The organism is Microlunatus capsulatus, from assembly GCF_017876495.1.
Lineage (GTDB): Bacteria > Actinomycetota > Actinomycetes > Propionibacteriales > Propionibacteriaceae > Microlunatus > Microlunatus capsulatus.
This window is the reverse complement of the sequence record NZ_JAGIOB010000001.1, coordinates 1,189,072-1,210,848: the sequence shown is the minus strand read 5'-3', so window position 1 is coordinate 1,210,848 and position 21,777 is coordinate 1,189,072. Positions and strand designations below refer to the sequence as shown.

Genomic DNA, 21,777 nt, shown 5'->3' with positions numbered 1-21,777 from the left:
CGCTCAGCCCACGTGCACGTGCGGCCGACGGCTCCGGTCGCGCTCGGCGCGGCGGAGCACCTCGCGCGTCACAGGCGCGATCTCACCACTGCCCAGCAGCAGGAACCGGGCGAGGTTGACGACCGGGTTGCCCTCGGTCCACTCGAAGTAGACGTGCGGCGAGCGCCCGGTCACGTCGCGGACCTCCAGCAGCAGCGCCGCGAGCGCGTTGGGCACCGTCGAGCTGGTCGCGGTGAGCACCCGGTAGCGGCCGTGCCGCACCTCGCCGTGCACCTCCAGCGTGCTCTGGAAGTCCGACGCGTCGGCCACGGTGATCTCGACGAGGACGACGTCCTCCTCGTCGCGCAGGTCGTTGTCGCGCAGCACCTGCCGCAGCTTCTCGCGGTACTCCCCGGCGTCGCGGCGGTCGGGCTCGTTCGGCACCAGCCGGATGGTGCGGCGGGCGCACTCGCGCAGGAAGCGCTGCGCGGTCGGGTCGAGCACCACGGCGTCCACCCGGAGCTCGAAGGCCCGGGTCAGCCGCGAGACCAGCGAGACGGCGACGATCGCGGCGATGAAGACCGCGGCGATCCGGACGCCGTCGGGGCGCTCCACCACGTTGGCCGCGGTCGTGTAGAGGAAGACCAGGGCGACGACGGCGAAGGCGACCGTCCGCTTGGGCTGCCGCGCGCGCCGGGCCGCCAGCGTCACCGCGATGGCCGCGGAGGTGATGAGGACCAGCACGCCGGTGGCGTAGGCGCCGCCCTGGGCGTCCACGTCGGCGCGGAAGATCACCGTGATGACGAAGGCGGCGGCGATGAGGATGAGCACCAGCGGCCGGACCGCGCGGGCCCAGTCCGGGGCCATCCCGTAGCGGGGCAGGTAGCGCGGGATGAGGTTGAGCAGCCCGGCCATGGCCGAGGCGCCCGCGAACCACAGGATGGCGATGGTGGACGCGTCGTAGACGCTGCCGACGACCCCGCCCAGGTAGGAGTGCGCCAGGTAGGCCAGCGCCCGGCCGTTGGCCTCCCCGCCGGGCTGGAACTCCGCCGCGGGGATGAGCAGCGTGGTGACGACGCTGCTGGAGACGAGGAAGACGCTCATCGTGAGCGCCGCGGCGGTCAGCAGCCGCTTCGCGCCGGCGATCCGGCCGCGGGGGTGCTCCTCGGTGTCCCCGGGGGCGCCCGCGATGTGCGGCATCACGGCGACGCCGGTCTCGAAGCCGGACAGCCCGAGCGCGAGCTTGGGGAACACCAGGAGGGCGACCGCGACCACCATCAGCGGGTCGGCGTGCGAGGTGGTCAGGGCCGCCTGCCAGTCGGTGACCACCGACGGCTGGGTGACGACGTGGTAGATCCCGACGCCGATGACCAGCACGTTGAGGGCCAGGTACACCCCGACGAGGCCGACGGCGATGCCGATCGCCTCGCGGAAGCCCTTGAGGAACACCGCGCCCAGCAGGGCCAGCAGCACCAGGGTCACGGGCACCTCGTGCCCCTCGAGCAGCGGGGAGAGGTGCGGGTTCTCGACCAGGTGGGCGGTCGCGTCGGCGGCCGAGAGCGTCATGGTGATGAGGAAGTCGGTCGCCGCGAAGCCCAGCAGCACCAGCACGAACAGCTTGCCGCCCCAGAACGACAGCAGCCGCTCCAGCATGGCGATCGAGCCCTCGCCGTGCGGGCTCTCCTGCGCCACCCGGCGGTAGACCGGCAGCGCGCCCAGCAGGGTGAGGGCGACCAGGACCAGGGTGGCCAGCGGGGACACCGCCCCGGCGGCCAGCGCCGCGATGCCCGGCTGGTAGCCGAGGGTGGAGAAGTAGTCGACGCCGGTCAGGCACATCACCCGCCACCAGGAGTGCTTCGTGCCGGTGTCGTCCGGGTGGGCGTGGGGTCCGGGGTGGCCGCGGCCGCGGTCGGGGAGGCCGTCCAGCAGCCAGCCGCGGACGGGTCCGCGGGCGGGCGCCGGGGACGGCGCCACGGGGGTCGGGGCGGCCGGCGGGGCCGTGAGGGTCATGCTGCTCCTGCGTCGAAGGACTCTGCCCCTCGACGCTAGGACGACCCGGCGCGCGGGCACGGGTTGTCGGCGTCAAGATCGCGTCAAGGTTCCCGGGCGGCGTAGAAGGCGAGGTGCGCGCGGGCCGCGGCGGCCCAGGTGTGCCGGCGGGCGAAGGCCTGGCCGCCGGGCAGCGGGCCCTCGTCGAGAGCCGCCCGCAGGGCCACCGCCATGCCCGCCGGGTCCGAGCCGTAGCGCACGTGCGGCCCGAACACCTCCGCCATCACCGGCAGGTCGCGGACGACGACGGGGACGTCGGCGGCCAGTGCCTCCATCGCCGCCAGCCCGAAGCCCTCCTGGGTGGAGACGAAGCCCAGGGCCCCGCAGCCGGCGACCAGCGACGGCAGCGCCGCGTGCTCGACGGGGCCGAGGACCTGCGGCACCACGCCCAGCGCGCGGGCCCGGTCGTCGAAGGCCGCCCGGTAGTCGCGGTAGTCGAAGAGGGTCTCCCCGCCCGCGACCACCAGCTCCAGCCCGGGGTCGTCGACCCGCAGCCGGGCCACCGCCTCCAGCAGGTCCAGGCTGCCCTTGCGCGGCTCGATCCCGCCGACGGCCAGCACGTACCGCTCGCCGACGCGGTCGCGCCAGTGCTGCTGCCCGGCGTGGTCCTGCGCCGCGGCCGCGAACCGCTCCGCCTCGACGCCGTTGCCGATGACGGTGGGGTGGCGCCCCCAGCCCTGCTCCACCTCGCGCGCCACCGAGGCCGACACGCAGACCAGCGCCGAGGGCCGGACGACGGCCCGCTCGTGGCAGGCGGCCAGCTCGGGGGTCGTGAAGTGGTCGAGGTGGTGGACGGTCCGCACGCACCGCTCCACCGCGTTCGCGCTGATGCAGTCCTGCGCGTGCACGACGTCGTAGGTCCCGCCCGCGGCGAGGTGGGCGTCGAAGGCGGCCCGGAGCGTGGCGATCGAGCGGACGATGCGCGCGCCCACGGCCTCGCCGTCCACCGCGGGGAAGTCGACGACCCGGACGCGGACGGCCGGGTCGACGGGCCGGAAGAAGTCGGCGTCCCCGCCCCGGCCCAGCGTCCACACGGTGACGTCGACGCCCAGGGCCGCCAGCGCCTCGGCCAGGGCCAGCGTGTGCACCACGCCCCCGCGCGGCTTCGTCGAGTAGGTGAGCAGCGCGAGCCTCATCCCGTGGCCCCCGGGACGGCCGCGCCGGGCGGGGCGGGGGCGTCCAGCCGGTAGGCGGCCGGTCGGCGCTCGGCCAGGTGGGAGAGCACCCGGCGGGCCCGGTCGACCTCGGCGTCGACGTCGAGGTCGGCGCGGGCCAGCGCGCCCTTGGACCAGGTGCGGGCCAGCACGTCGCCGCCCGGGCCCACGACCTTGGCCTGGCCGAGGAAGCGGAGGTCGCCCAGCACGCCGGTCTGGTTGGCCGAGGCGAGCACCACCTGGTTCTCGGCCGCCCGGGCCGCGTCGTACAGGTCGAACAGCCGGGACTGCCGGTCCTCGGTGATCCGGGCCGCCCGGTCGGTGACGCTGGCCGGCCAGGCCGACAGCGCGGCGACGACGCGGGCCCCGTCGAGGGCCAGGGTGCGCGTCGACTCCGGGAAGGTCTTGTCGTAGTCGACGAGCAGGCCCAGCCGGCCCACCGGGGTGTCGAAGGCGGCGAAGCGGTCGCCGGCCGCGTAGGCGAAGTGCTCGCCGGCGGGCTGGTGGACCTTGCGGTGGTGGCCGAGGAGCCCGTCGCCGCTGAGGCAGACCGCGGTGTTGTAGCGCCGCCCGTCGGCCTCCTCGCAGAAGCCGACGCAGAGCGTCAGCGGGCCGGCCATCCGCCGCAGCGCCGCCAGCTCGGGGCCGTCGAGGGCCAGCACCGGGGGCAGGTCGTCGCGGCCGGGGTGGCGCAGGTCGGGGATGTAGCCGCCGAGGGTGGCGCCGGGCAGCACGAGCAGGTCGAGCCCGTCGCGCCGGGCCGCGGCGACGATCCCGGCGAGCTTGGCCAGCGTGCGGTCCACGTCGCGGCCGAAGTGGCCCGCGACGGCGCCGATGCGGGTGAGCGCCATCCTCAGCCGAGCGCGGCCTGCGGCGTGCGGACCCGCGCGGCGAGGTGCTCGACGACGTGCGCGGCGTCGCGGTCGACGCCGGCGAACCGGCCCGAGCCCCAGGTGTGCAGCCACGGCAGGCCCAGGAAGTAGAGGCCCTCGACGGCGGTGACGCCGCGCTCGTGGCAGGGCTGGCCCTCGCCGTCGAAGACGGGCACCCGCAGCCAGCGGAAGTTGCTCCGGAAGCCCACCGCCCAGACCACCGAGGTGATGCCCTCCGCTGCCAGGTCCAGCGCGGTGCTCTCGGACTCCGGCCGCCACACCGGCACGTAGCGCGGCTCGGTCGGGGCGTCCAGGCCCAGCTTCGCGATGTGCACGTCGATCGCGTCCTTGATCGACTCGGCCACCGCGTCGGCGGCGTCCAGCGACGCCTCCAGGGTGGGGGCCAGCGCGAGACGGGTGCCGGTGCAGCCGAGCAGCCGGCCGTGCAACCGCATCCCGTCACGGGCGAAGGCCCGCAGGTCGATGTCGCGGCCGCCGTCGCGCCCGGTCACGTAGTGGTTGGTCTTCTCGCGCGCCGCCAGCCCGCCGGGCTGCTGCTGCACCGGCACGTCGTAGGTGCCCATGTCCTCCAGCCAGGCCACGCAGTCGCGGCCGCGGTAGAACCGCGCGACCCGGGGCGCCGAGCCGACGACGAGGTGCACCCGGCGGCCCTCCAGGTGCAGGTCCTCCGCGATCTGGGCGCCCGACTGGCCGCTGCCCACCACCAGCACCGCGCCCGGCGGCAGGGCGTCGGCGTGCCGGTAGGCCGAGGAGTGCACCTGCACGAGGTCCTCCGGCAGCCGGTCGGCCAGCCGCGGCACGTGCGGGTCGTGGTAGCCGCCGGTGGCCACGACGACGTGGTCGGCCCGCAGCACCTCGACGTCACCGCTCGCCGAGCGGGTGCTGACGAGGAACCCGCCGGACCCGTCCTGCTGCACCGAGGTGACGGTGACGTGCTCGCGCAGCGGCGGGTCGACCAGCGCCACGTAGTCGGCCAGGTAGGCGAGCACCTGCTCGCGGGTCATGAAGCCGTCGGGGTCGGGGCCGGGGTAGGGGAAGCCCGGCAGCCGGCACTGCCAGTTGGGGGTGACGAGGGTGAAGTGGTCCCAGCGGCTGTCCCGCCAGGCGTGGGCGGCGGTGTCCCGCTCCAGCACCAGGTGCTCGACGCCGTGCCGGGTCAGGTACCAGCTGGCCGACAGGCCGGCCTGGCCCGCGCCGACGACGACCACGGGCACGTGCCGGGGCGCGGCCGTGCTCACCGTGCCTCCCGCGCCGGTCGGAGCGCGGTGACCTCGACCTCGCCGGCCACGCCGGCGGCGCGCGCCTCGATGACCGCCAGGGATGCGGCCGCCCGGGAGCAGGGGACGCCGTAGCGGGCCCGCACCCGCTCGCTCGCGGTCCCCAGCGCCGTGCGGGAGCGGGCGAGGAAGTCCGCGACGGCGTACCGCTCGCCCACCTCCAGGTGGTCGTGCACGACCAGCGAGGGGGAGTAGCTGACCAGCTCGCCGCCGTCGGGCCAGCGCGTGGTGAAGGTCATCTCAGGCATAGGACGGCTCCGGCCGGGGCGCGGGCTCGTAGTCGCCCAGGACGGCGTCGAGCCGGTAGGCCGAGGGCCGGCGGTCGCGCAGGGCGTACATCCCGCCCCGCGCGCCGGCCAGCACGGCCGGGACGTCGACGGCGGCGGTGGCCAGGCCCGGTCCGACGCCGGTCGCGGCCAGCACCTCACCGCCCGGCCCGACCACCTTGGCGCTGCCGACGAACCGCAGGGAGCCGAAGGTGCCGGCCTGGTTGGAGGCCACCCAGACCACCTGGTTGTCCAGCGCCCGGGCGGCGTCGTAGAGGTCGTGGCGCTTCTTCCAGCGGTCGTCCTCCAGGTTCGCCGCCGTCGCCGTGCGGGCCGCCGGCCAGGCCGACAGCGCGGCGATGATCTCGGCGCCGTCGAGGGCGAGGGTGCGGGAGGCCTCGGGGAAGGCCTTGTCGTAGCAGATGAGCATGCCCATCCGGCCGACGGGGGAGTCGAAGGCCGCGAAGCCGTCGCTCGCGGCGTAGCAGAGGTTCTCCCCGAGCGGCTGGTGCACCTTGCGGTGGGTGGCCAGCACCCCGTCGCCGGTGAGGGCGACGGCGGTGTTGTAGGTGTCCGCGCCGGCGGCCTCGCGGATGCCGACCAGCACGAGCATGTCGCCCGCGAGCCCTGCGACCCGGCGGAGCTCGGGGCCGTCGAGCTCCAGGGCCGGCGGCAGGTCGCGGGCCCGGCGGGCGCGGGTCTCGGCGTCGTCGCCCGCGTTGCCGAGGCTGGGCAGGTAGCCGCCGAGGCACGCCTCGGGCAGCACCAGCAGGTCGGTGCCGCGCTCGCGGGCCTCGATGGCGATCGTGGCGATGGCGGCGTAGGCCTCCTCGAGGTCGCGCCCGAAGGCCGCCGAGACGGCGGTGATGATGGTGGTCGACGTGCTCGGTGAACGGCTCATGCGGGTCCTAGTCCGGTGACGTGGGGGGAGAGGGCCTCGGTGAGCCGGCCGTCGGGCCAGCGCAGGGAGACCCCGGGGGTGTCGTGCAGGGTGCCGCAGACCGCGGACGTGGCCGGGCCGGCGGAGGCCGGCTCGGCGCCCGGGGCGTCGGCGGTGAGCATCGCGAAGCCGGGGAAGCAGGTCAGCCAGTCCCCGGCGGTGGCGCCGGCGGGGCGCGGGACGTCGGCGACGTCCAGGGTGGCCCCGCAGCCGCTCGCCTCGGCGAGCATGCCGAGGGTGCCGACGACGCCGGCCATGCTGACGTCCTTGGCCGCCGCGGGGGCGGTGCGGGCCACGGCGGAGCCCATCGCCCGGAGCTCGGCGGTGGTCCGGCCGCTGGTGGAGTCCCACTGCTGCCCGGTGTAGCCGGCGCGCCAGCGGCCGCCGAGGTCGGCCGTCAGCCGGACGGCGTGACCGGGCCGGCCGCCGCCGCCGGGGACGGGGCGGTCCGTGCGGCCCAGCGCCGTCACCGAGAGCGCGGCGGGGACGCCCAGCTGGGTGTGCCCGCCCAGCACGGGGACGTCCCAGGCCCGGGCGGCCGCGGCCAGGCCGTGCACCACGCGGGTGGCGAAGGAGCGGTCGCGGGCCCCGAGGGCGTCGAGCAGGCCCACCGGCTCCGCGCCCATCGCGGCGAGGTCGTTGAGGTTGACCAGCACCGCGCACCAGCCGGCCCACTCCGGGTCGCGCTCCACCATCGAGGGCAGGACGGCGTCGGTGGCCGCGACGAGGTCGCTGCCGGGCACCGGGGCGCCGTCGTCGCCCCGGAAGCCGGGGCCGCCGAGGCCGGCCGCGCCGCCGCCGAGGGTGGCGAGGGTGGCACCCAGCGGGGCCTTGGTCCGGGCGACGAGGTCGGCGACCCGGTGGACGGGCCAGGTCATCAGCACGTGCGGGTGGCCGTGCACCTGCTCTTCGTCCAGCGCCCGCCAGCCCAGCCGGGTGAACAGGCGGGCGTTCTGCCGCTGCACGTGGGCGTCGAAGCGGAGCACCCCGCGGGCCTCGGCGTGGGCGCAGGCCGCCCGCACCAGGGCCGAGCCGACGCCCAGCGCGTGCCCCCGGGCGTCGGGCCGGACGGCCAGCCGGCTGCCGGTCCACCAGCCCACGTCGACGGCGGTGGCCGGGGCCAGCCGCACGGTGCCCAGCACGGCGCCGGAGCCGTCGCGGGCCACCAGGGTGAGGGCGCGGGCGTCGTCGTCGGCGTCGTCGCGGTCGTGCCGGGCGAACAGGCCCTGCTCCTCGACGAAGGTGGCGTGCCGCAGCCGGGCGGCCGCGTCCCGCTCGGCCGCCGAGACCGCGACGGCGACCGTGACGGCCGGCGCGGCGGGCGGGGCGTGCCGCGGTCCCCGGGTCAGCACCTCGACGTCGAAGGTCACCTCAGGCCCCCAGCGTCTTGAGCGTGCTGCAGGCGCCGCAGGCCGCGCAGCCGGCCTTCTGGCCGTCCGAGCCCATCCCCGCCGCCAGCAGCAGCCGGGCCACCCGGGCGGTGACGTCGGCCACGACCGCCGGGTCGGGGGCGCCGACGCCGTCCACCGTCGTGGCCAGGGTGCCGGCCAGCGGCCGGAAGGGCACGACGAAGGGGTAGACCCCCAGGGCGACCAGCTCGGCGGCGCCGGCGACCAGCTCGTCGGGGTCCTCGCCCAGCCCGACGATGAGGTACGTCGAGACCTGGTTGCGGCCGAACACCCGGACCGCCTCGACCCAGGCCGCCCGGTACTCGTCCAGGCTGACGGCCCCCTTGCCCGGCATCCAGCGGCGGCGGACCCCGTCGTCGAGCGACTCGACGTGGATCCCGATGGAGTCGGCCCCGGCCTCGCGCAGCTCGGTGATCGTGGCCAGGTCGCCCGGCGGCTCGCACTGCACCTGCACCGGCAGCCACGGCACGGCGGCCTTGACCGCGCGGACGCAGCGGGCGAGGTGGGTGGCCCCGCGGTCGCGGCCGGCGGAGGTGCCGGTCGTCATGACCATCTGCCGGACCCCGTCGTGCGCGACGGCCGCGGCCGCCACCTCGGCGAGGTCGGCCGGCTTCTTCACCGCGACGGTGCTGCCCGCGGTCAGCGAGGCCTCGATGGCGCAGAAGCGGCAGCGCTGGTCCTCGGCGTAGCGGACGCAGGTCTGGACGACGGTCGTGGCCAGCACGTCCGCGCCGTGCAGCCGGGCGATCTTCTCGTAGGGGACCCCGTCGGCGGTGCTGAGGTCGTAGAACCGCGGCCGCGGGACGAGGCCGACGTCCAGCCCGATGTCGGCGCCGTCGAGGGTGATCCGGCCCCGGTCGTCGAGCAGGTAGGGGCTGGTGTCATTGATCGGCAGCGCGGCGCCGAGGCCGTCGATCAGCAGGTGGCCGTCGTCGCTGGGTCCGGCGCCGGCCACCCGGCTGACCGGGGCCCGGCCGCGGACGCCCAGGATGGCCAGGTCGACGCGGGTGCTGGTGCTCATGGCTGCTCCTGCCTGCTGCGCGGCGGCCGGCTCAGACCATGTAGGTGGAGTTGATGATCGCGCCCTTGTTGGCGTAGTGGATGACGGCGTCCTGGACGTCCAGCGGGTGGCAGGGGATGACGCCCTCGATGAGGTCCTCCTCGCGGCCGCCGTGCAGGGCCAGGCCGAAGCGGCAGCAGAAGACCGTGCCGCCCTCGCCGATGAAGGTGGCGATGGAGTCGTTGAGGTTCTGCTCGCCCGGGAAGGCGGAGTCGCCGGTGGTGGGGAACCCGCGGGTGGCCAGGCAGTTGATGGAGCCCGGGCCGTAGAAGTAGAGGACCGACTCGAAGCCCTTGCGCAGCGCGCGGGTGGCCTGCAGCACCGCGACGAAGCTGACCGAGGACTCGTGGGCGATGCCGTGCACCAGGGTGAAGTAGGACTGGCCCTCCGACGCCTGGTAGTCGGGGAAGATCTTGGTGCCGCCGTAGATGCTGCTGCCCTTGGGCAGCGAGGGGTGGGGGATCTCGGTGAGGGACGTGGCGATGTTGGCGGTGATGGTCTCGTCGAACTGGGGCATGGCGGAGCCTCCTGGGGCGGGTGCGGGAGAGCGCGGAGCGGCTCGGCGGGCGCGGCGGGCGGACCGGGCGTCGACGCCCGGCCGGTCCGTCGGCCCTGGGGGAGGACGACCACGGCGCGTGCACCCCTGGTCCGGTACGTCCATCCTCGGCCCGGGCCGATGTCAGCGTGGTTACAGCCGGAACAAGCCCCGGTGACAGCGGTGACGATCTCGCGTCCGACGGCTCACCGCGGCGCGTGACCCCGGCGACGAGCGGTGAGGTCAGCCCGCCGGGGCTCCCCTGGCGCCCGCTCCGGGGACGGACGGGGTGGCCTCAGAGCTGGCGGTCGGTGAGCGCGATGGTCACGCCGACGCCGATCATCATCACGCCGCCGGTGGCGCCGAGGCGGGGCAGCCGACGCGGGTCGCGGGTGAGCCAGCCGCGGGCCGCGCCGGCGGTCAGCGCCCAGACGGTGTCGAAGGCCAGCCCGATCAGCAGGTGGATCAACCCGAGGACGAGGATCTGGCTCCAGACCGGCCCGGTGGCCGGGGCGGTGAACTGCGGCAGGACCGCGACGAAGAAGACCGCCGACTTGGGGTTGCTGACGCCGACGAGGAAACCCTCGCGCAGCGCCCTGCTCGCGGGGACCTCGGCGGGGGAGCCGGTGCCGCCCGTCGTCGCCGCGGCCGCCGCGGTCGCGCGGTGGCGGTGCCGGATGGCCTGGACCCCGAGGTGCACGAGGTACAACGCGCCCGCCGTCTTCAGGACGGTGAACGCGACCACGGACTGCGCGAGCAGGGCCCCGACGCCGGCGGCGACGGCGAGGACCTGCGGCACCATCCCCAGGGCGTTCCCGAGCACGGTGAGCAGCCCCACGCGTCGCCCGGCCGCCAGGGACCGGCCGATGACGAACAGCACGCTCGGCCCGGGGACCGCGATCAGGAGGGCCGCGGCGAGGACGAACGCGGCCAGGTTCGCGGCGGGGGGCATGGGCGGACGGTACCAACAGGTGGGCGGGAGCCGCTGGGTCCGAGGCCCGGGCGGGCCCGGCCCGCTCAGGCGGCGGGCAGGGTGGCGCCGGTCAGCTCCGCCGCCCGGGCCAGGAAGCGCTCCTGGAGGTCGACGTCGGTGGCGGCCGGGTTGGGCGCGCGCAGCTGGCGGCGGTGCAGGTAGCGGCCGGTCACCCGCGCCGCGTCGTCGTCGCTGGTGGCCAGCCACACGGAGGTGTCCGCGCCGGCGGGCAGCTCGTCGGTCGCGCCGGCGCCGCCCATCCGGGTCTTGATCCAGCCGGGGTCGACGGCGTTGCTCAGCGTGCCGGGCCGGTGCCGGGCGACGGCGAGGGCCAGCACGACGTCCCAGAGCTTGGAGTCGCAGTAGGCCTGCATGCCGTCCCACGGGCGGCGCGCGAAGTCGAGGTCGTCCAGGTGCGGCTCGCCCTGCGCCTCCAGGCCGGAGGTCAGGTAGACCAGCCGGGCGGGCGTCGGGGTGAGGGCGGTCAGCAGGTAGGGGGCCAGCACGTTGACCTGGAAGGTCAGCTCGTGCCCGTCCTCGGTGAGCCGGCGCTCGTCCTGCCCGCCGACGCCCGCGTTGTGCACGACGGCGTCGAGCGTGCCGAGAGCGCTCACCTGGTCGGCCAGCGCGCGGGTGGAGGCCAGCGAGCCCAGGTCGCCCACGACGACGTCGGCCGCCCCGGGCACCGCGGACCGGGCCTGCTCGGCCCGCGCGTCGCTGCGGGCGTGCAGCACGACCCGGTGACCACCGGCCACCAGGTCCAGGGCGGTCTGCCGCCCGATGCCGTCGCTCGAGCCCGTCACCAGCACCGTCGCCATCCCACCGCTCCTGTCCGTCCGCCCCGGCCGTCGGCCCGGGTCGCCCGCGGCAGCCTACGAGACGCGCCGACGCCGGCCGGGGGCGGTCACCTCAGGCGCTGGCGACGACCGGGACGTCGGCACCGCGGAGCCGGACCTCGTCCACGCCGCGGTTGGCCAGCTGGTCGGCGCGCTCGTTGCCCGGGTCCCCGGAGTGGCCCTTGACCCAGACCCAGGTGATGGTGTGCCGCGCCACCTCGGCGTCCAGCGCGCGCCAGAGGTCCTCGTTCTTCACCGGCTTCTTGGCCGAAGTCCGCCAGCCGTTCCGCTTCCAGCCGGGCAGCCAGTCGTTGAGGCCGTTCATCACGTAGGTGGAGTCCACGTGCAGGGTGACCGCGCACGGCCGCTTGAGGGCCCGGAGGGCCTCGATGACGGCCGTCAGCTCCATCCGGTTGTTCGTCGTCACCCGCTCGCCGCCGAACAGCTCGCGCTCGCGCTCACCCGACCGCAGCCAGGCGCCCCAGCCGCCGACCCCGGGGTTGCCCTTGCAGGCTCCGTCGCTCCAGATCTCCACCGCGTCCACGGCCCCATGATCGCAGGACCGGGCCGCCCGGCCGTCCGTGACGGACGGCCCCTTCCCGTGGCGGCCCGGCTGCGCGAGCATGAGCCGGTGAGCACTCTGGACGGGCAGCAGGTCGCCGACGCGGGCCTGGACGGGTGGGTGAACCTGCTGGGCGGGCTGCAGACCCGGGTCACGACGCCGGACTTCGCCGCCGGGCTGGCCCTGGTCGACGCCATCGGCGCGCTGGCCGACGAGCTGGACCACCACCCCGATCTCGGCCTGCGACCGGGCCAGGTGGACGTCCGGCTGCGCAGCCACGACGTCGGCGGGATCACGGGCCGCGACGTGCGGATGGCCCGGCGCATCACCGAGCTCGCCGCCGCGGCCGGGCTGCGGACGGCGGCCGCGGGTGTCACCCGTCTGGAGCTGGGGCTGGACAGCCCCGACCAGCGGGCCGTGGCGCCGTTCTGGGGTGCGGTGCTGGGGCTGGTGGACGAGGACGGCGGTGCCGACGAGCTGCTCGACCCGGCGCGGGCGCTGCCCACCGTCTGGTTCCAGGGCTCGGGTGCCGACGAGCCGCGGCAGCGCTGGCACCCGGACCTGTGGGTGGACCCGGCCGAGGTGCAGCCGCGCATCGACGCCGCGGTGGCGGCCGGCGGCACCCTCGTCGACGACGCGGAGGCACCGGCCTTCTGGGTGCTGGCCGACCCCGAGGGCAACCGGGTCTGCCTCTGCACGTGGCAGAGCCGCTGAGCCCGTCCCGCGCCCGGTGAGCGGCAGCCCCGCCAGCCGACGGGCCGCCCTGCTCCGCAGCCTGGGCCGGACCGGCAAGGCACGCCTGCGCGACCTCGCCGAGGAGCTCGACGTCTCGATGCCGACGGTCCGGCGCGACGTCGAGGCGCTCAGCCGGCAGGGCCGGCTGACCCGGCGGCACGGCGCCGTCGAGCTGGAGGACCGCAGCCGGCTGCCCCGGGAGAGCGGCGGCGCGATCGGGATGATGGTCTCGACCAACCGCTACCTGGCGCTGATCGGCCAGGCGGCCCGCCGCGAGGCCGAGCGGCGGGGCCACCGCTTCCTGCTCGAGCACGTCGAGGACGCCGAGGAGTCACGGGCGGCGACGGCCCGGCTGGTCGCGGCGGGCTGCGTGGGCCTGGTCTGCTCCCCGCAGTGGCGGACCGAGGAGGAGGCCGCGGAGCCGCTGCCGTGGCTGGCGGGAGCGGCCGTCCCCGTGGTGCTGGCGGGCCGCGACGTCGAGGCGGGGCACCCGCTCTTCGAGCTCGACTCGGTGATCGCCGACCACGCCTACGGGATGCGGCTCGCCATGGACCACCTGCAGCAGCTGGGGCACACCCGGATCCTGGCCAGCATCCGCGACAACACCCCGCCGGGCCGGCTGCTGCGCCGGTTCTTCGTCGCCGAGCTGCACCGCCGCGGGCTGCCGCAGCTGGGGGAGCCGCTGCTCACCCCCGAGGGGCTGGAGCCCGCCGACTTCGACGCCGTCGTGGCCGCGGTGCTCGACCAGCGCGCGACGGTCGTGGTCATGCACACCGACACCTCGGCCCAGGTGCTGGTCTCCGCGCTGCGCGCCCGCGGGGTCGACGTGCCCGGCCGCTGCTCGGTGGTGGCCTACGACGACATCGTGGGGCCGCGGGCCGAGGTGTCCCTCACCTCGATCTCCCCGGCCAAGCACCAGCTGGGCGTCGAGGCGGTCTCGCTCCTGCTGCGCCGCCACCTCCGGGCCCGGGCCGGGCTGGACCGGCCCCCGGTCGCGCACGTCCGGCTGCTGCCCGAGCTGGTCCTGCGCCGCTCGACCGGACCCGTGCCGACGCGGTTCTGAGCGTTCTGAGCGTTTGCGTTGCAAGCGCTTTCCCGCCGTCCCTAGCGTCGACCGGAGCTCGCCGACGAGCTGTCGACCTAGGAGCACCCCATGCCGTCCAGCCCCACCTTCTCCCGCCGGTCCCTCCTGCTCACCACCACCGGGCTGGCCGCCGCCGCGCTCGTGCCGGGCCTCGCCGCCTGCTCCTCCGGACCGGGCTCCGGCGCCACCGCCTCCGGGGCCGCGGTCCAGCTGCCCACCCGGCGCGCGGCGGCGCTGGCCGAGCCCGACCTGCCGGGCACGGCGTCCGGCGTCCCGGACGGCTTCCTCCGCTACCCCGCCGACCCGAAGCCCAGCGTCAGCGAGGCGCCCGGCACGGGTGCGGCCGTGACCGCGCTGCTCAGCAGCTTCGCCGTCGCCCCCACCAGCGCGCCGCGCAACGCCTACGCGGCCGAGCTGAACACCCGGCTGCGGGCCGAGCTCGCGCTGCAGGTCGTGCCGGCCGCCGACTACGCCGTCAAGCTCGCCACCACCGTCAGCAGCGGCGACCTGCCCGACGTGCTGGAGATGCTGCCCGTCCAGCCGCAGCTGCCCCAGCTGCTCGGCGCCACCTGCGCCGACCTCACCCCGTTCCTCGCCGGGGACGCCGTCCTCGACTACCCCAACCTCGCGGCGTGCACGCCGGACATGTGGCGCACCACCGTGTTCGACGGGAAGATCTTCGGGGTCCCGGTGCCGCGGCCGGTGCAGTCCGTCGCCCCGTTCGTCCGGACCGACCTGCTGGAGCAGCGCGGCCTAGACCCCGACGTCACCAGCTGGGAGCAGCTGCTCGACCTCTGCGCCGCGCTGACCGAGCCCAAGCGTTCGCGCTACGCCTTCAGCCTGGCCCCGGTCAGCTACCTGACGGGCGCGCTGGGCGGCATCGCCGACTGGGCCGAGCAGGACGGCACCTTCGTCCGCTACCAGGAGAGCCCGCAGTACCGGGAGGCGCTGGCGCGGTGCGCCGAGCTCAGCGGCAAGGGCTTCCTGCACCCCGACGCCTTCGCGGCCAACGCGACCGTGCTGGGCAAGCAGCGCCTGGTCGGCGGCCAGGTGGGCATCCACCCGGACGGCTTCTCGGCCTGGGGCTCGCTGGCCCGCTTCCTGCCCGCCGGCCAGCAGGAGGTGATCGGCGCCCTCCCCGTGGCCGGGTTCGACGGGGCGACGCCCACCTACACCGTCAGCGCCGGCTCCTCGAACTTCACCGTCATCCGCAAGGCCGACGAGGGCCGGGTGCGCGAGCTGCTGCGGATCCTGGACTACCTGTCCGCGCCGTTCGGCTCGGCGGAGTTCCTGTTCCGCAAGTACGGCACCGCGGGCGTCCAGCACACCGTCGAGGGCGGCAACCCGACGCTGACGAAGAAGGGCACCGACGAGGTCACCCCCGTCACCGAGGCGCTCGACTACCACCTGGCCGACGGGATGAAGGTGGCCTACGAGGGGGCGCTGACCGGGATCACGAAGGCCAAGCACGCCTACGCCTCCGCGGCCGAGCCGGCCTACGTCCGCAGCGCCACCACGGGCCTCTACTCCGAGACCTTCGCCCGGCGCAACAACAACTTCGTCGCCATGATCACCGACGTGCAGAACGGGGTGATCACCGGCCGGCGGCCGCTCACCGACCTGGACGAGGCGCTGAAGACGTGGAACGACGGCGACGGGGCCACCATCAAGCGGGAGCTGGCCGCCGCGAAGGAGCAGCAGTGAGCAGCTACCGGCACGACCTGACCGGGTTCGTCGACTTCCTGGGGGAGTGGCTGCCCCGCTACGCGCTGGAGGGCACCGGGCGCTACGCCCGCCACCTCCACCGGGCCGACGTCGAGGCCGGCGTCCCCGACGCCTACGGCTGCGCGGACGCCGCCGGCATCCTCTACATGCTGGGCGCCCTGCCGGCCGGCGCGGACGAGCGGGCGGCGTGGGTGGAGAGCCTGCGGTCCTTCCAGGACCCGACGTCCGGCGTCTTCGCGGACCGGACGCACTCCGACCTGCACACGACGGCGCAGGTGACGGCGGCCCTCGAGCTGTTCGACGCCCGCCCCGCGCACCCGCTGGCCGTCCTCGCACCGGTCCTGGAGCCCGCCGCCGTCGCCGGCTTCCTCGACGGCCTGGACTGGGACCACCCCTGGCCCTCCTCCCACGACGGGGCCGGGGCGGCGGCCGCGCTGGCCATCACCGGGGAGGCCGGACCGGCCTGGTTCGACGCCTACTTCGCCTGGCTGGACGCCGAGGCCGACGCGGCCACGGGGCTGTGGCGGCGCGGCCGGATGCTCCCGGCGCAGGAGTGGCCCGGGCTGTTCTCCAACCTCGGCGGCTCGTTCCACTACCACTTCCTCTACGACTACTTCCGCCGTCCGTGGCCGCACCCCGAGCGGGTGCTGGAGACCTGCCTCACCCTGCTGCACGACTCGGCGGCCGCCATCGCCGAGACGTCGGTCGGCTTCGCCGAGATCGACCTCGTGTACTGCCTCAGCCGGGCCCGACGGCAGACCGACGTGCACTTCCGGGCGGCGGGGGAGGCGCTGGAGTTGCTGGCCGACCGGGTGGCCGCGCTGCTGGGGGACCCCGGCTACCTCGGCTCCGACGCCACCGACGACGTGCACGTCACCTTCGGCGCCGTCTGCACCGTGGCGGAGCTGCAGCGTGCCCTGCCCGGCAGCATCGCGACGCCCGTGCCGCTGCGGCTGGTGCTGGACCGGCGGCCGTTCATCTAGGCCGGGCCCGCGGCGACGCCGGCACCCGGCGGCGCAGGGCGGGCCGGGTGCCTCGTAGCGTCGGGGGCATGCGGCTGGTGACCTTCAACATCCTGCACGGGCGCAGCCTGCGCGACGGCCAGGTGGACACGGGACGGCTGGCGGAGGCGGTCCGCCGCCTCGACCCCGACGTCCTGGCCCTGCAGGAGGTGGACCGCGCCCAGGCCCGCTCCCACCACGCCGACCTCACCGAGGTGGCCGCCACCGCCATGGGTGCGGTCGACCAGCGCTTCGTCCCCGCGCTGGCCGGGACGCCCGGCGCGGCGTGGGCGCGGCCGTCGGACCCCGACGACCCGGGCTCGGCCGCCTACGGGGTGTCGCTGCTGTCGCGCTACCCGGCGACCGCGTGGCGGGTGCTGCACCTGCCGTGGGTGGCCCGGGGCTTCCCGCTGCTGCGCCGGTTCCCCACGCGCTTCGGGATGCACCACGAGGAGCCCCGCGCGGCCGTGATCGGGCGCTTCGAGACCCCGGACGGCCCGCTGACCGTGGCCACGACGCACCTCACCTTCGTGCCCGGGCTGGCCCACCTGCAGCTGCTGAGGCTGCGCCGCGCGCTCGCCGACGTGGCCGGCCCGGTGGTCCTGATGGGCGACCTCAACCTCGCGGGCCGCCAGCCGGAGCTGGTCACCGGCTACCGGTCGCTCGGCCGGCGCCCGACGATGCCGGCCGGTCGCCCCGCCCGCCAGATCGACCACGTCCTGCTGCGCGGCCGGCTGGGCCGGGTCCGTGCGGTCGAGAACCCCGAGCAGGAGCTCTCCGACCACCGGCCGCTGGTGGTCGAGCTGGGTCCGCGGCAGGGGTGACCGCCGCCGCCCGGCGGGCGCTGGCTAGGCTGAGCAGCCGTGCGCGGGGCGAGCGCGCCGGAACCGGCGCCGCCCCCGGACCACGAGGAGGACACCCATGAGCAGCGTTCCCACGATCGACCTGAACAACGGCCAGACCATCCCGCAGCTGGGCTTCGGGGTCTTCCAGATCGACCCCGCCGAGACCGCGGACGCCGTCCGGCAGGCCCTCGAGATCGGCTACCGGCACATCGACACCGCCGAGATGTACGGCAACGAGGCGGGCGTCGGCCAGGGCATCCGCGACGCCGGCCTCGACCGCGACGAGGTCTACATCACCAGCAAGCTGAACAACGGCTTCCACGAGCCCGACGACGCCCGCCGCGCCTTCGACCAGACGCTGGTCGAGCTGGGCACCGACCACGTCGACCTGTTCCTCATCCACTGGCCGCTGCCGACGCTGTACGGCGGCGACTTCGTCTCCACCTGGAAGACGCTGGAGGAGTTCTACCGCGACGGCCGGGCCCGCTCCATCGGCGTCTCCAACTTCCAGGTCAACCACCTGCGCCGGCTGGCGCAGGAGAGCGACGTGGTGCCGGCGGTCAACCAGATCGAGGTGCACCCCTACCTGCTGAACAGCGAGGTGCGGGCCTACGGCGCCGAGCACCGGATCGCCACCGAGGCCTGGTCGCCCATCGCCCAGGGCGCGGTCCTCGGCGACCCGGCCATCGTCACGGTGGCCGAGAGGCTGGGCCGCACGCCCGCCCAGGTGACCCTGCGCTGGCACGTGCAGCGGGGCGACATCGTCTTCCCGAAGTCCACGACGCCGTCGCGCATCCAGGAGAACTTCGAGATCTTCGACTTCGAGCTCACCGACGACGACATGGTGTCCATCTCGGCGCTGGACCGCGGCGACGCGGGCCGCACCGGCGGGCACCCCGACACGATGGACTACGTGCCGGCCTGACCCCGGCTCAGCGCAGCTCCCGACCCCCGTCGCCCTCCGGCGACGGGGGTCGTGCCGTCCCCGGGGCCAGCGGCCGGATGGTGCCGGCCAGCAGCGCGGCCAGCCCCAGCAGCCCGGCCGTCACGGTCAGCGCCCGCAGGACGCCGACGTGGTCGCCCAGGAAGCCGATCAGCGGGGGACCGGCCAGGAACGCGGTGTAGCCGATCGAGGCGACGACGCTGACCCGGCCCGCCGCCCGCCGCGGGTCGTCGGCCGCCGCGCTCATCCCCACGGGGAAGCCCAGCGCCGTGCCCAGCCCCCACAGCACGGCGCCCGCGGCCGCCAGCGGCAGGACGCCGCCGAAGACCACCAGCAGCAGCCCCACCAGCGCCACCAGGGCGGAGGCGCGGACGGTGGCGACCCGGCCGGAGCGGTCGATGAGCTGGGGGCCGAACCAGCGGCCCAGCGTCATCGCGGCCAGGAACCCGGCGAAGACCAGCGGACCCGCCACGGGCGGCGCGCCGTAGCCGTCCAGCACGGCGACGGCCAGCCAGTCGTTGCCGGTGCCCTCGGTGAAGGCCATGCAGAGCACGAAGACCCCGATCAGCAGGGTCCGGGGCTCGGTCCAGGCCGCCAGCGGGTGCCGGGCCGTGCCGGCGGCGTCCCGCTCCGGCTCGACCGGCGGCTCGACGGGGAGGAAGCGGCGGGTGCCCAGCGGCACGACGACCGCGACGACGACGGCGGCCGCCACCAGGTGCACCGCGACCGGGACGCCCAGCGCGACCATCGCGGCCCCGCCCAGCGCGCCGGCCACCGTGCCGACGCTGAACCCGGCGTGGAAGCGCGGCATGATCGCCACCCCCAGGCGCTGCTCGACGGCGGCGCCCTCGACGTTCATGGCGACGTCCCAGGTGCCGTTGCCGAAGCCGATGAGGAAGAGGCCGACGACGACGGGCGGGATGCCGGCCGGGTACCCGAGCGCGACCACGGCCAGCCCCGCCGCCACGCAGCAGGCCATCACCGTGACCGTGCGCGCCGTGCCCAGCCGGGTGACGACGACCCCGGCCAGCGGCAGCGCGACCAGGGAGCCCAGGGCGACGGCCAGCAGCACCAGCCCCAGCGTCGACGGGGACGCCTGCAGCGCGTCGCGGAGCTGCGGGATGCGGGAGGCCCAGGTGGCGAAGCCGAACCCGGCGCCGATGAAGGCGACGTAGGTCGCGTTCCGGGCGGACAGCACCGCGGGCGGGTGCGGGGTCGGGGTGCGCGTGGTGTCCATGTCCCGCGCGACGCTACCGGTGCGGCCCCGCCGCCCCTGCCAGGATGGGCGCGTGCGCCGCCTCCCGGTCCTCGACGTCGCGGTGAAGGTCGCCCTCGTCGCGCTGCTCGTGTCCGCGCTGGTCCTCCCCGACCTGTCCGGGGTGAAGGAGAAGGCGGGCACGGCGCGGCTGGTGGTCTACCCGCTGGGTCTCGCGGCCGTGCCGCTGTGGTGGTGGGCCTGGGGACGGCGCCGGGCGGTGCGGAGGGACCCGGTGGCCCGGCCCGGCTTCCCGTGGGCCGCCGACCTGCTCGTCTCGCTGCCCTGGCTGCTGGACACCCTGGGCAACCGGGCGGACCTGTTCGACACCGTCAGCTGGTGGGACGACGGGATGCACTTCCTCAACTGGGCGCTGCTCACCGCGGGCGTGCTGCTGGCCTGGGCGCCGCGCGGGGTGTCCCGGGCGCTCGTGGTGCTGGCCGGGCTGGCCTTCGGGATGGCGGCGGCGCTGGCGTGGGAGCTGGGCGAGTACGCCACCTTCCTGCGCACCTCGCCGGAGCTGCAGACCGCCTACACCGACACCCTGGGCGACCTGACGCTGGGCTCGCTGGGCGCCCTCGTCGGGGCCCTCGCCGTCGCGCTCACCCGGCCGCGGGCCGCGACCCCCGCGGGCGGGCGGGAACATCGCGGCGCCGGAACGGCTTGAGCACGGCGTGACCCAGGGAGCAGCCGAGCAGACCCGCCCCGCGCCGACGGCGGAGGTCGCCTGGACGCCCCGGCTGCTGGCCCTCGCGGTGGCCGCCGCGGTGGCCGTGGCCGTCATCTACATCCCGCAGTCGCTGCTCACCGACGTCGCGGCCGACCTCGGCGTCAGCCCGGGCGCCGCCGGCCTGGTGGCCACCGCGGTGCAGGCGGGCTACGCGCTGGGCATCCTGCTCCTGGTCCCGCTGGCCGACCGGGTGCACCCGCGCCGCCAGATCACCGTCCAGTCCGTCCTGCTGGCCGCGGCCCTGGCCCTGTCCGCGACGCTGCCCACCGTCGCCGCTGTCGCCGCCGGCTTCGCCGTCGTGGGCCTGGTGGCCAACATCGCGCAGGTCGTCATCCCGGCCGCGGGCCGGCTGGCCCCGGCCGCCCGCCGCGGCACCACGACCGCCACCATCGTCGGCTCCCTCTCGGTCGGCATCTTCGGCGGCCGGATCCTGGCCAGCCTGGTGGTCGAGAGCGTCGGCTGGCGCTGGGTGGCCGTCGGCTTCGCCGCCCTCGTGCTGGCCACCGTGCCGTTCACCCGGTGGGCGCTGCGCGACGCCGCCGTGCCGGCCGAGGCGGGCACCGGCTACCCGCGGCTGCTGCTCGACACCCTGGCGCTGGTGCGCCGCAGCCCCCAGCTGGCCCAGTCCGCGCTGCTGCAGTTCTTCGTCTTCGCCACCTTCAACTCGGCCTGGACGGTGATGGTGCTGCACCTGACGGCCGAGCCCTACGGCTGGAGCGTCCGCGCCGCCGGCCTGTTCGGGCTGGTCGGGCTGGCCGCGGGGCTGACCACTCCGCTGTCGGGGCGGCTCGTCGACCGGTTCGGCACGCTGCCCGTCGCCGGGGCCGCGCTCGCGGTGATGCTGGTGGCCATGGCCGCGGTCGTCGTCGACGCCGACCGGCTGGTGCCCTTCGCGCTCAGCATGTTCGCGGCCACCGCGGCCGGCCAGCTGCACCAGTCGGCCCACCAGAGCCGCGTGCTGGCCCTGGAGCCGGAGCGCGCGGCGCAGGCCAACACCGTCTTCATGTTCTTCGTCTTCCTCGGCGGCTCGGCCGGGGCGTTCCTCGGACCCGCGGCCTACGCGGCGGGCGGCATGGCGCGCGTCGGGGTGGTCTGCTGCGGGCTGCTCGTGGTGGCCCTGGCGGCCTGGGCCGTGGTCTCGCTCCGGGCCCGGCGGGCCGCGCCGGCGACGCGCTGAGAGGTGCTGGAGCGGGTGACGAGAATCGAACTCGCGTAGCCAGTTTGGAAGACTGGGGCTCTACCATTGAGCTACACCCGCAGGGCTGACGGACCCGGTCATCCAACCACACCGGGGACCGGCCGGGCACATCCGCCGAGGCCTCGCGGCCAGCAGCCGGGTCGGGGCGACAGGACTCGAACCTGCGATCTTCTGCTCCCAAAGCAGACGCGCTAGCCACTACGCTACGCCCCGCGACCGCCCGTCGTCGTGCACGGCGTCGAGGCCCGAGTGTAGGGCACCGGCCGGGGTCCTGCGATCGCGGTTTTGGCCCGCCCGGCCGCGCGGAAGTAGGATGACCGTTGCTCTA

Annotated in this window: 21 protein-coding genes and 2 tRNA genes; 8 read left to right on the top strand and 15 right to left on the bottom strand. The window is 75.8% G+C overall.

What is annotated here, in order from left to right; genetic code table 11:
• Positions 1-3 precede the first annotated feature (3 nt).
• The 12 genes from JOF54_RS05565 to rnhA form a co-directional block, all read right to left on the bottom strand.
• On the bottom strand, positions 4-1,989 hold the full coding sequence (locus JOF54_RS05565) for an APC family permease (protein WP_307803862.1): 1,986 nt from the start codon (positions 1,987-1,989) through the stop codon (positions 4-6).
• 83 nt (positions 1,990-2,072) lie between these two features.
• Complete coding sequence (locus tag JOF54_RS05560) at positions 2,073-3,164, bottom strand: MSMEG_0565 family glycosyltransferase (RefSeq protein WP_210053743.1); 1,092 nt, start codon at positions 3,162-3,164, stop codon at positions 2,073-2,075.
• Positions 3,161-4,033: a carbon-nitrogen hydrolase family protein gene (locus tag JOF54_RS05555; protein ID WP_210053740.1), complete on the bottom strand. Its 873-nt coding sequence runs from the start codon at positions 4,031-4,033 to the stop codon at positions 3,161-3,163. Before JOF54_RS05555 ends, JOF54_RS05560 begins: the two co-directional genes overlap by 4 nt.
• A 2-nt stretch (positions 4,034-4,035) precedes the next feature.
• Positions 4,036-5,313: an MSMEG_0569 family flavin-dependent oxidoreductase gene (locus JOF54_RS05550; protein WP_210053738.1), complete on the bottom strand. Its 1,278-nt coding sequence runs from the start codon at positions 5,311-5,313 to the stop codon at positions 4,036-4,038.
• Positions 5,310-5,591, bottom strand: coding sequence for an MSMEG_0570 family nitrogen starvation response protein (locus JOF54_RS05545; protein ID WP_245357980.1), 282 nt, complete (start codon positions 5,589-5,591; stop codon positions 5,310-5,312). Before JOF54_RS05545 ends, JOF54_RS05550 begins: the two co-directional genes overlap by 4 nt.
• A gap of 1 nt (position 5,592) precedes the next feature.
• Complete coding sequence (locus JOF54_RS05540; RefSeq protein ID WP_210053733.1) at positions 5,593-6,519, bottom strand: carbon-nitrogen hydrolase family protein; 927 nt, start codon at positions 6,517-6,519, stop codon at positions 5,593-5,595.
• Positions 6,516-7,928: an MSMEG_0567/sll0787 family protein gene (locus JOF54_RS05535; RefSeq protein WP_210053731.1), complete on the bottom strand. Its 1,413-nt coding sequence runs from the start codon at positions 7,926-7,928 to the stop codon at positions 6,516-6,518. The genes JOF54_RS05540 and JOF54_RS05535 overlap by 4 nt, the downstream gene beginning before the upstream one ends.
• A 1-nt stretch (position 7,929) precedes the next feature.
• Positions 7,930-8,988 carry an MSMEG_0568 family radical SAM protein gene (locus tag JOF54_RS05530; protein ID WP_210053729.1) on the bottom strand — a complete coding sequence of 353 codons (1,059 nt, stop codon included), beginning with the start codon at positions 8,986-8,988 and terminating at the stop codon, positions 7,930-7,932.
• A gap of 31 nt (positions 8,989-9,019) precedes the next feature.
• Positions 9,020-9,544: an MSMEG_0572/Sll0783 family nitrogen starvation response protein gene (locus JOF54_RS05525; RefSeq protein ID WP_210053727.1), complete on the bottom strand. Its 525-nt coding sequence runs from the start codon at positions 9,542-9,544 to the stop codon at positions 9,020-9,022.
• Between the two features lie 313 nt (positions 9,545-9,857).
• The gene (locus JOF54_RS05520) at positions 9,858-10,514 is read right to left on the bottom strand and encodes a LysE family translocator (protein ID WP_210053726.1); all 657 of its coding nucleotides are present in this window, start codon (positions 10,512-10,514) and stop codon (positions 9,858-9,860) included.
• Positions 10,515-10,579: 65 nt separating this feature from the next.
• Complete coding sequence (locus JOF54_RS05515; protein ID WP_210053724.1) at positions 10,580-11,353, bottom strand: SDR family NAD(P)-dependent oxidoreductase; 774 nt, start codon at positions 11,351-11,353, stop codon at positions 10,580-10,582.
• Between the two features lie 91 nt (positions 11,354-11,444).
• Positions 11,445-11,915: a ribonuclease HI gene (rnhA, locus tag JOF54_RS05510; RefSeq protein ID WP_307803861.1), complete on the bottom strand. Its 471-nt coding sequence runs from the start codon at positions 11,913-11,915 to the stop codon at positions 11,445-11,447.
• Between the two features lie 87 nt (positions 11,916-12,002).
• Here rnhA and JOF54_RS05505 point away from each other — a divergent pair, with 87 nt between their 5' ends.
• From JOF54_RS05505 to JOF54_RS05480, 6 genes are all read left to right on the top strand, one after another.
• Complete coding sequence (locus JOF54_RS05505; protein WP_307803859.1) at positions 12,003-12,647, top strand: 4a-hydroxytetrahydrobiopterin dehydratase; 645 nt, start codon at positions 12,003-12,005, stop codon at positions 12,645-12,647.
• A gap of 16 nt (positions 12,648-12,663) precedes the next feature.
• Positions 12,664-13,731 (top strand): LacI family DNA-binding transcriptional regulator, encoded by a 1,068-nt coding sequence (locus JOF54_RS05500; RefSeq protein WP_210053718.1) that lies wholly within the window; start codon positions 12,664-12,666, stop codon positions 13,729-13,731.
• 90 nt (positions 13,732-13,821) lie between these two features.
• Positions 13,822-15,456 carry an extracellular solute-binding protein gene (locus JOF54_RS05495; RefSeq protein WP_210053715.1) on the top strand — a complete coding sequence of 545 codons (1,635 nt, stop codon included), beginning with the start codon at positions 13,822-13,824 and terminating at the stop codon, positions 15,454-15,456.
• Positions 15,453-16,460, top strand: coding sequence for a hypothetical protein (locus JOF54_RS05490; RefSeq protein WP_210053714.1), 1,008 nt, complete (start codon positions 15,453-15,455; stop codon positions 16,458-16,460). The genes JOF54_RS05495 and JOF54_RS05490 overlap by 4 nt, the downstream gene beginning before the upstream one ends.
• Positions 16,461-16,528: 68 nt before the next feature.
• Positions 16,529-17,302 (top strand): endonuclease/exonuclease/phosphatase family protein, encoded by a 774-nt coding sequence (locus tag JOF54_RS05485; protein WP_210053712.1) that lies wholly within the window; start codon positions 16,529-16,531, stop codon positions 17,300-17,302.
• Between the two features lie 97 nt (positions 17,303-17,399).
• Positions 17,400-18,248, top strand: coding sequence for an aldo/keto reductase (locus JOF54_RS05480; protein WP_210053711.1), 849 nt, complete (start codon positions 17,400-17,402; stop codon positions 18,246-18,248).
• Between the two features lie 7 nt (positions 18,249-18,255).
• Here the strand turns inward: JOF54_RS05480 and JOF54_RS05475 are convergent, their stop codons facing one another.
• Positions 18,256-19,503, bottom strand: a complete 1,248-nt coding sequence (locus JOF54_RS05475; RefSeq protein WP_210053709.1) for an MFS transporter — start codon at positions 19,501-19,503, stop codon at positions 18,256-18,258.
• A 52-nt stretch (positions 19,504-19,555) separates the two neighbouring features.
• On the opposite strand from JOF54_RS05475, the gene JOF54_RS05470 reads away from it, so the two are divergent.
• Together JOF54_RS05470 and JOF54_RS05465 are read left to right on the top strand one after the other, a co-directional pair.
• Positions 19,556-20,188 carry a DUF2238 domain-containing protein gene (locus JOF54_RS05470; protein ID WP_210053707.1) on the top strand — a complete coding sequence of 211 codons (633 nt, stop codon included), beginning with the start codon at positions 19,556-19,558 and terminating at the stop codon, positions 20,186-20,188.
• 7 nt (positions 20,189-20,195) lie between these two features.
• Entirely contained in the window at positions 20,196-21,428 is a 1,233-nt protein-coding gene (locus JOF54_RS05465; RefSeq protein ID WP_210053705.1) for an MFS transporter, read from the top strand.
• Between the two features lie 7 nt (positions 21,429-21,435).
• On the opposite strand, the gene JOF54_RS05460 is transcribed toward JOF54_RS05465, so the two are convergent.
• A tRNA-Gly gene (locus tag JOF54_RS05460) sits at positions 21,436-21,509 on the bottom strand.
• Positions 21,510-21,589: 80 nt separating this feature from the next.
• Positions 21,590-21,662: transfer RNA gene (locus JOF54_RS05455), tRNA-Pro, on the bottom strand.
• Positions 21,663-21,777 lie beyond the last annotated feature (115 nt).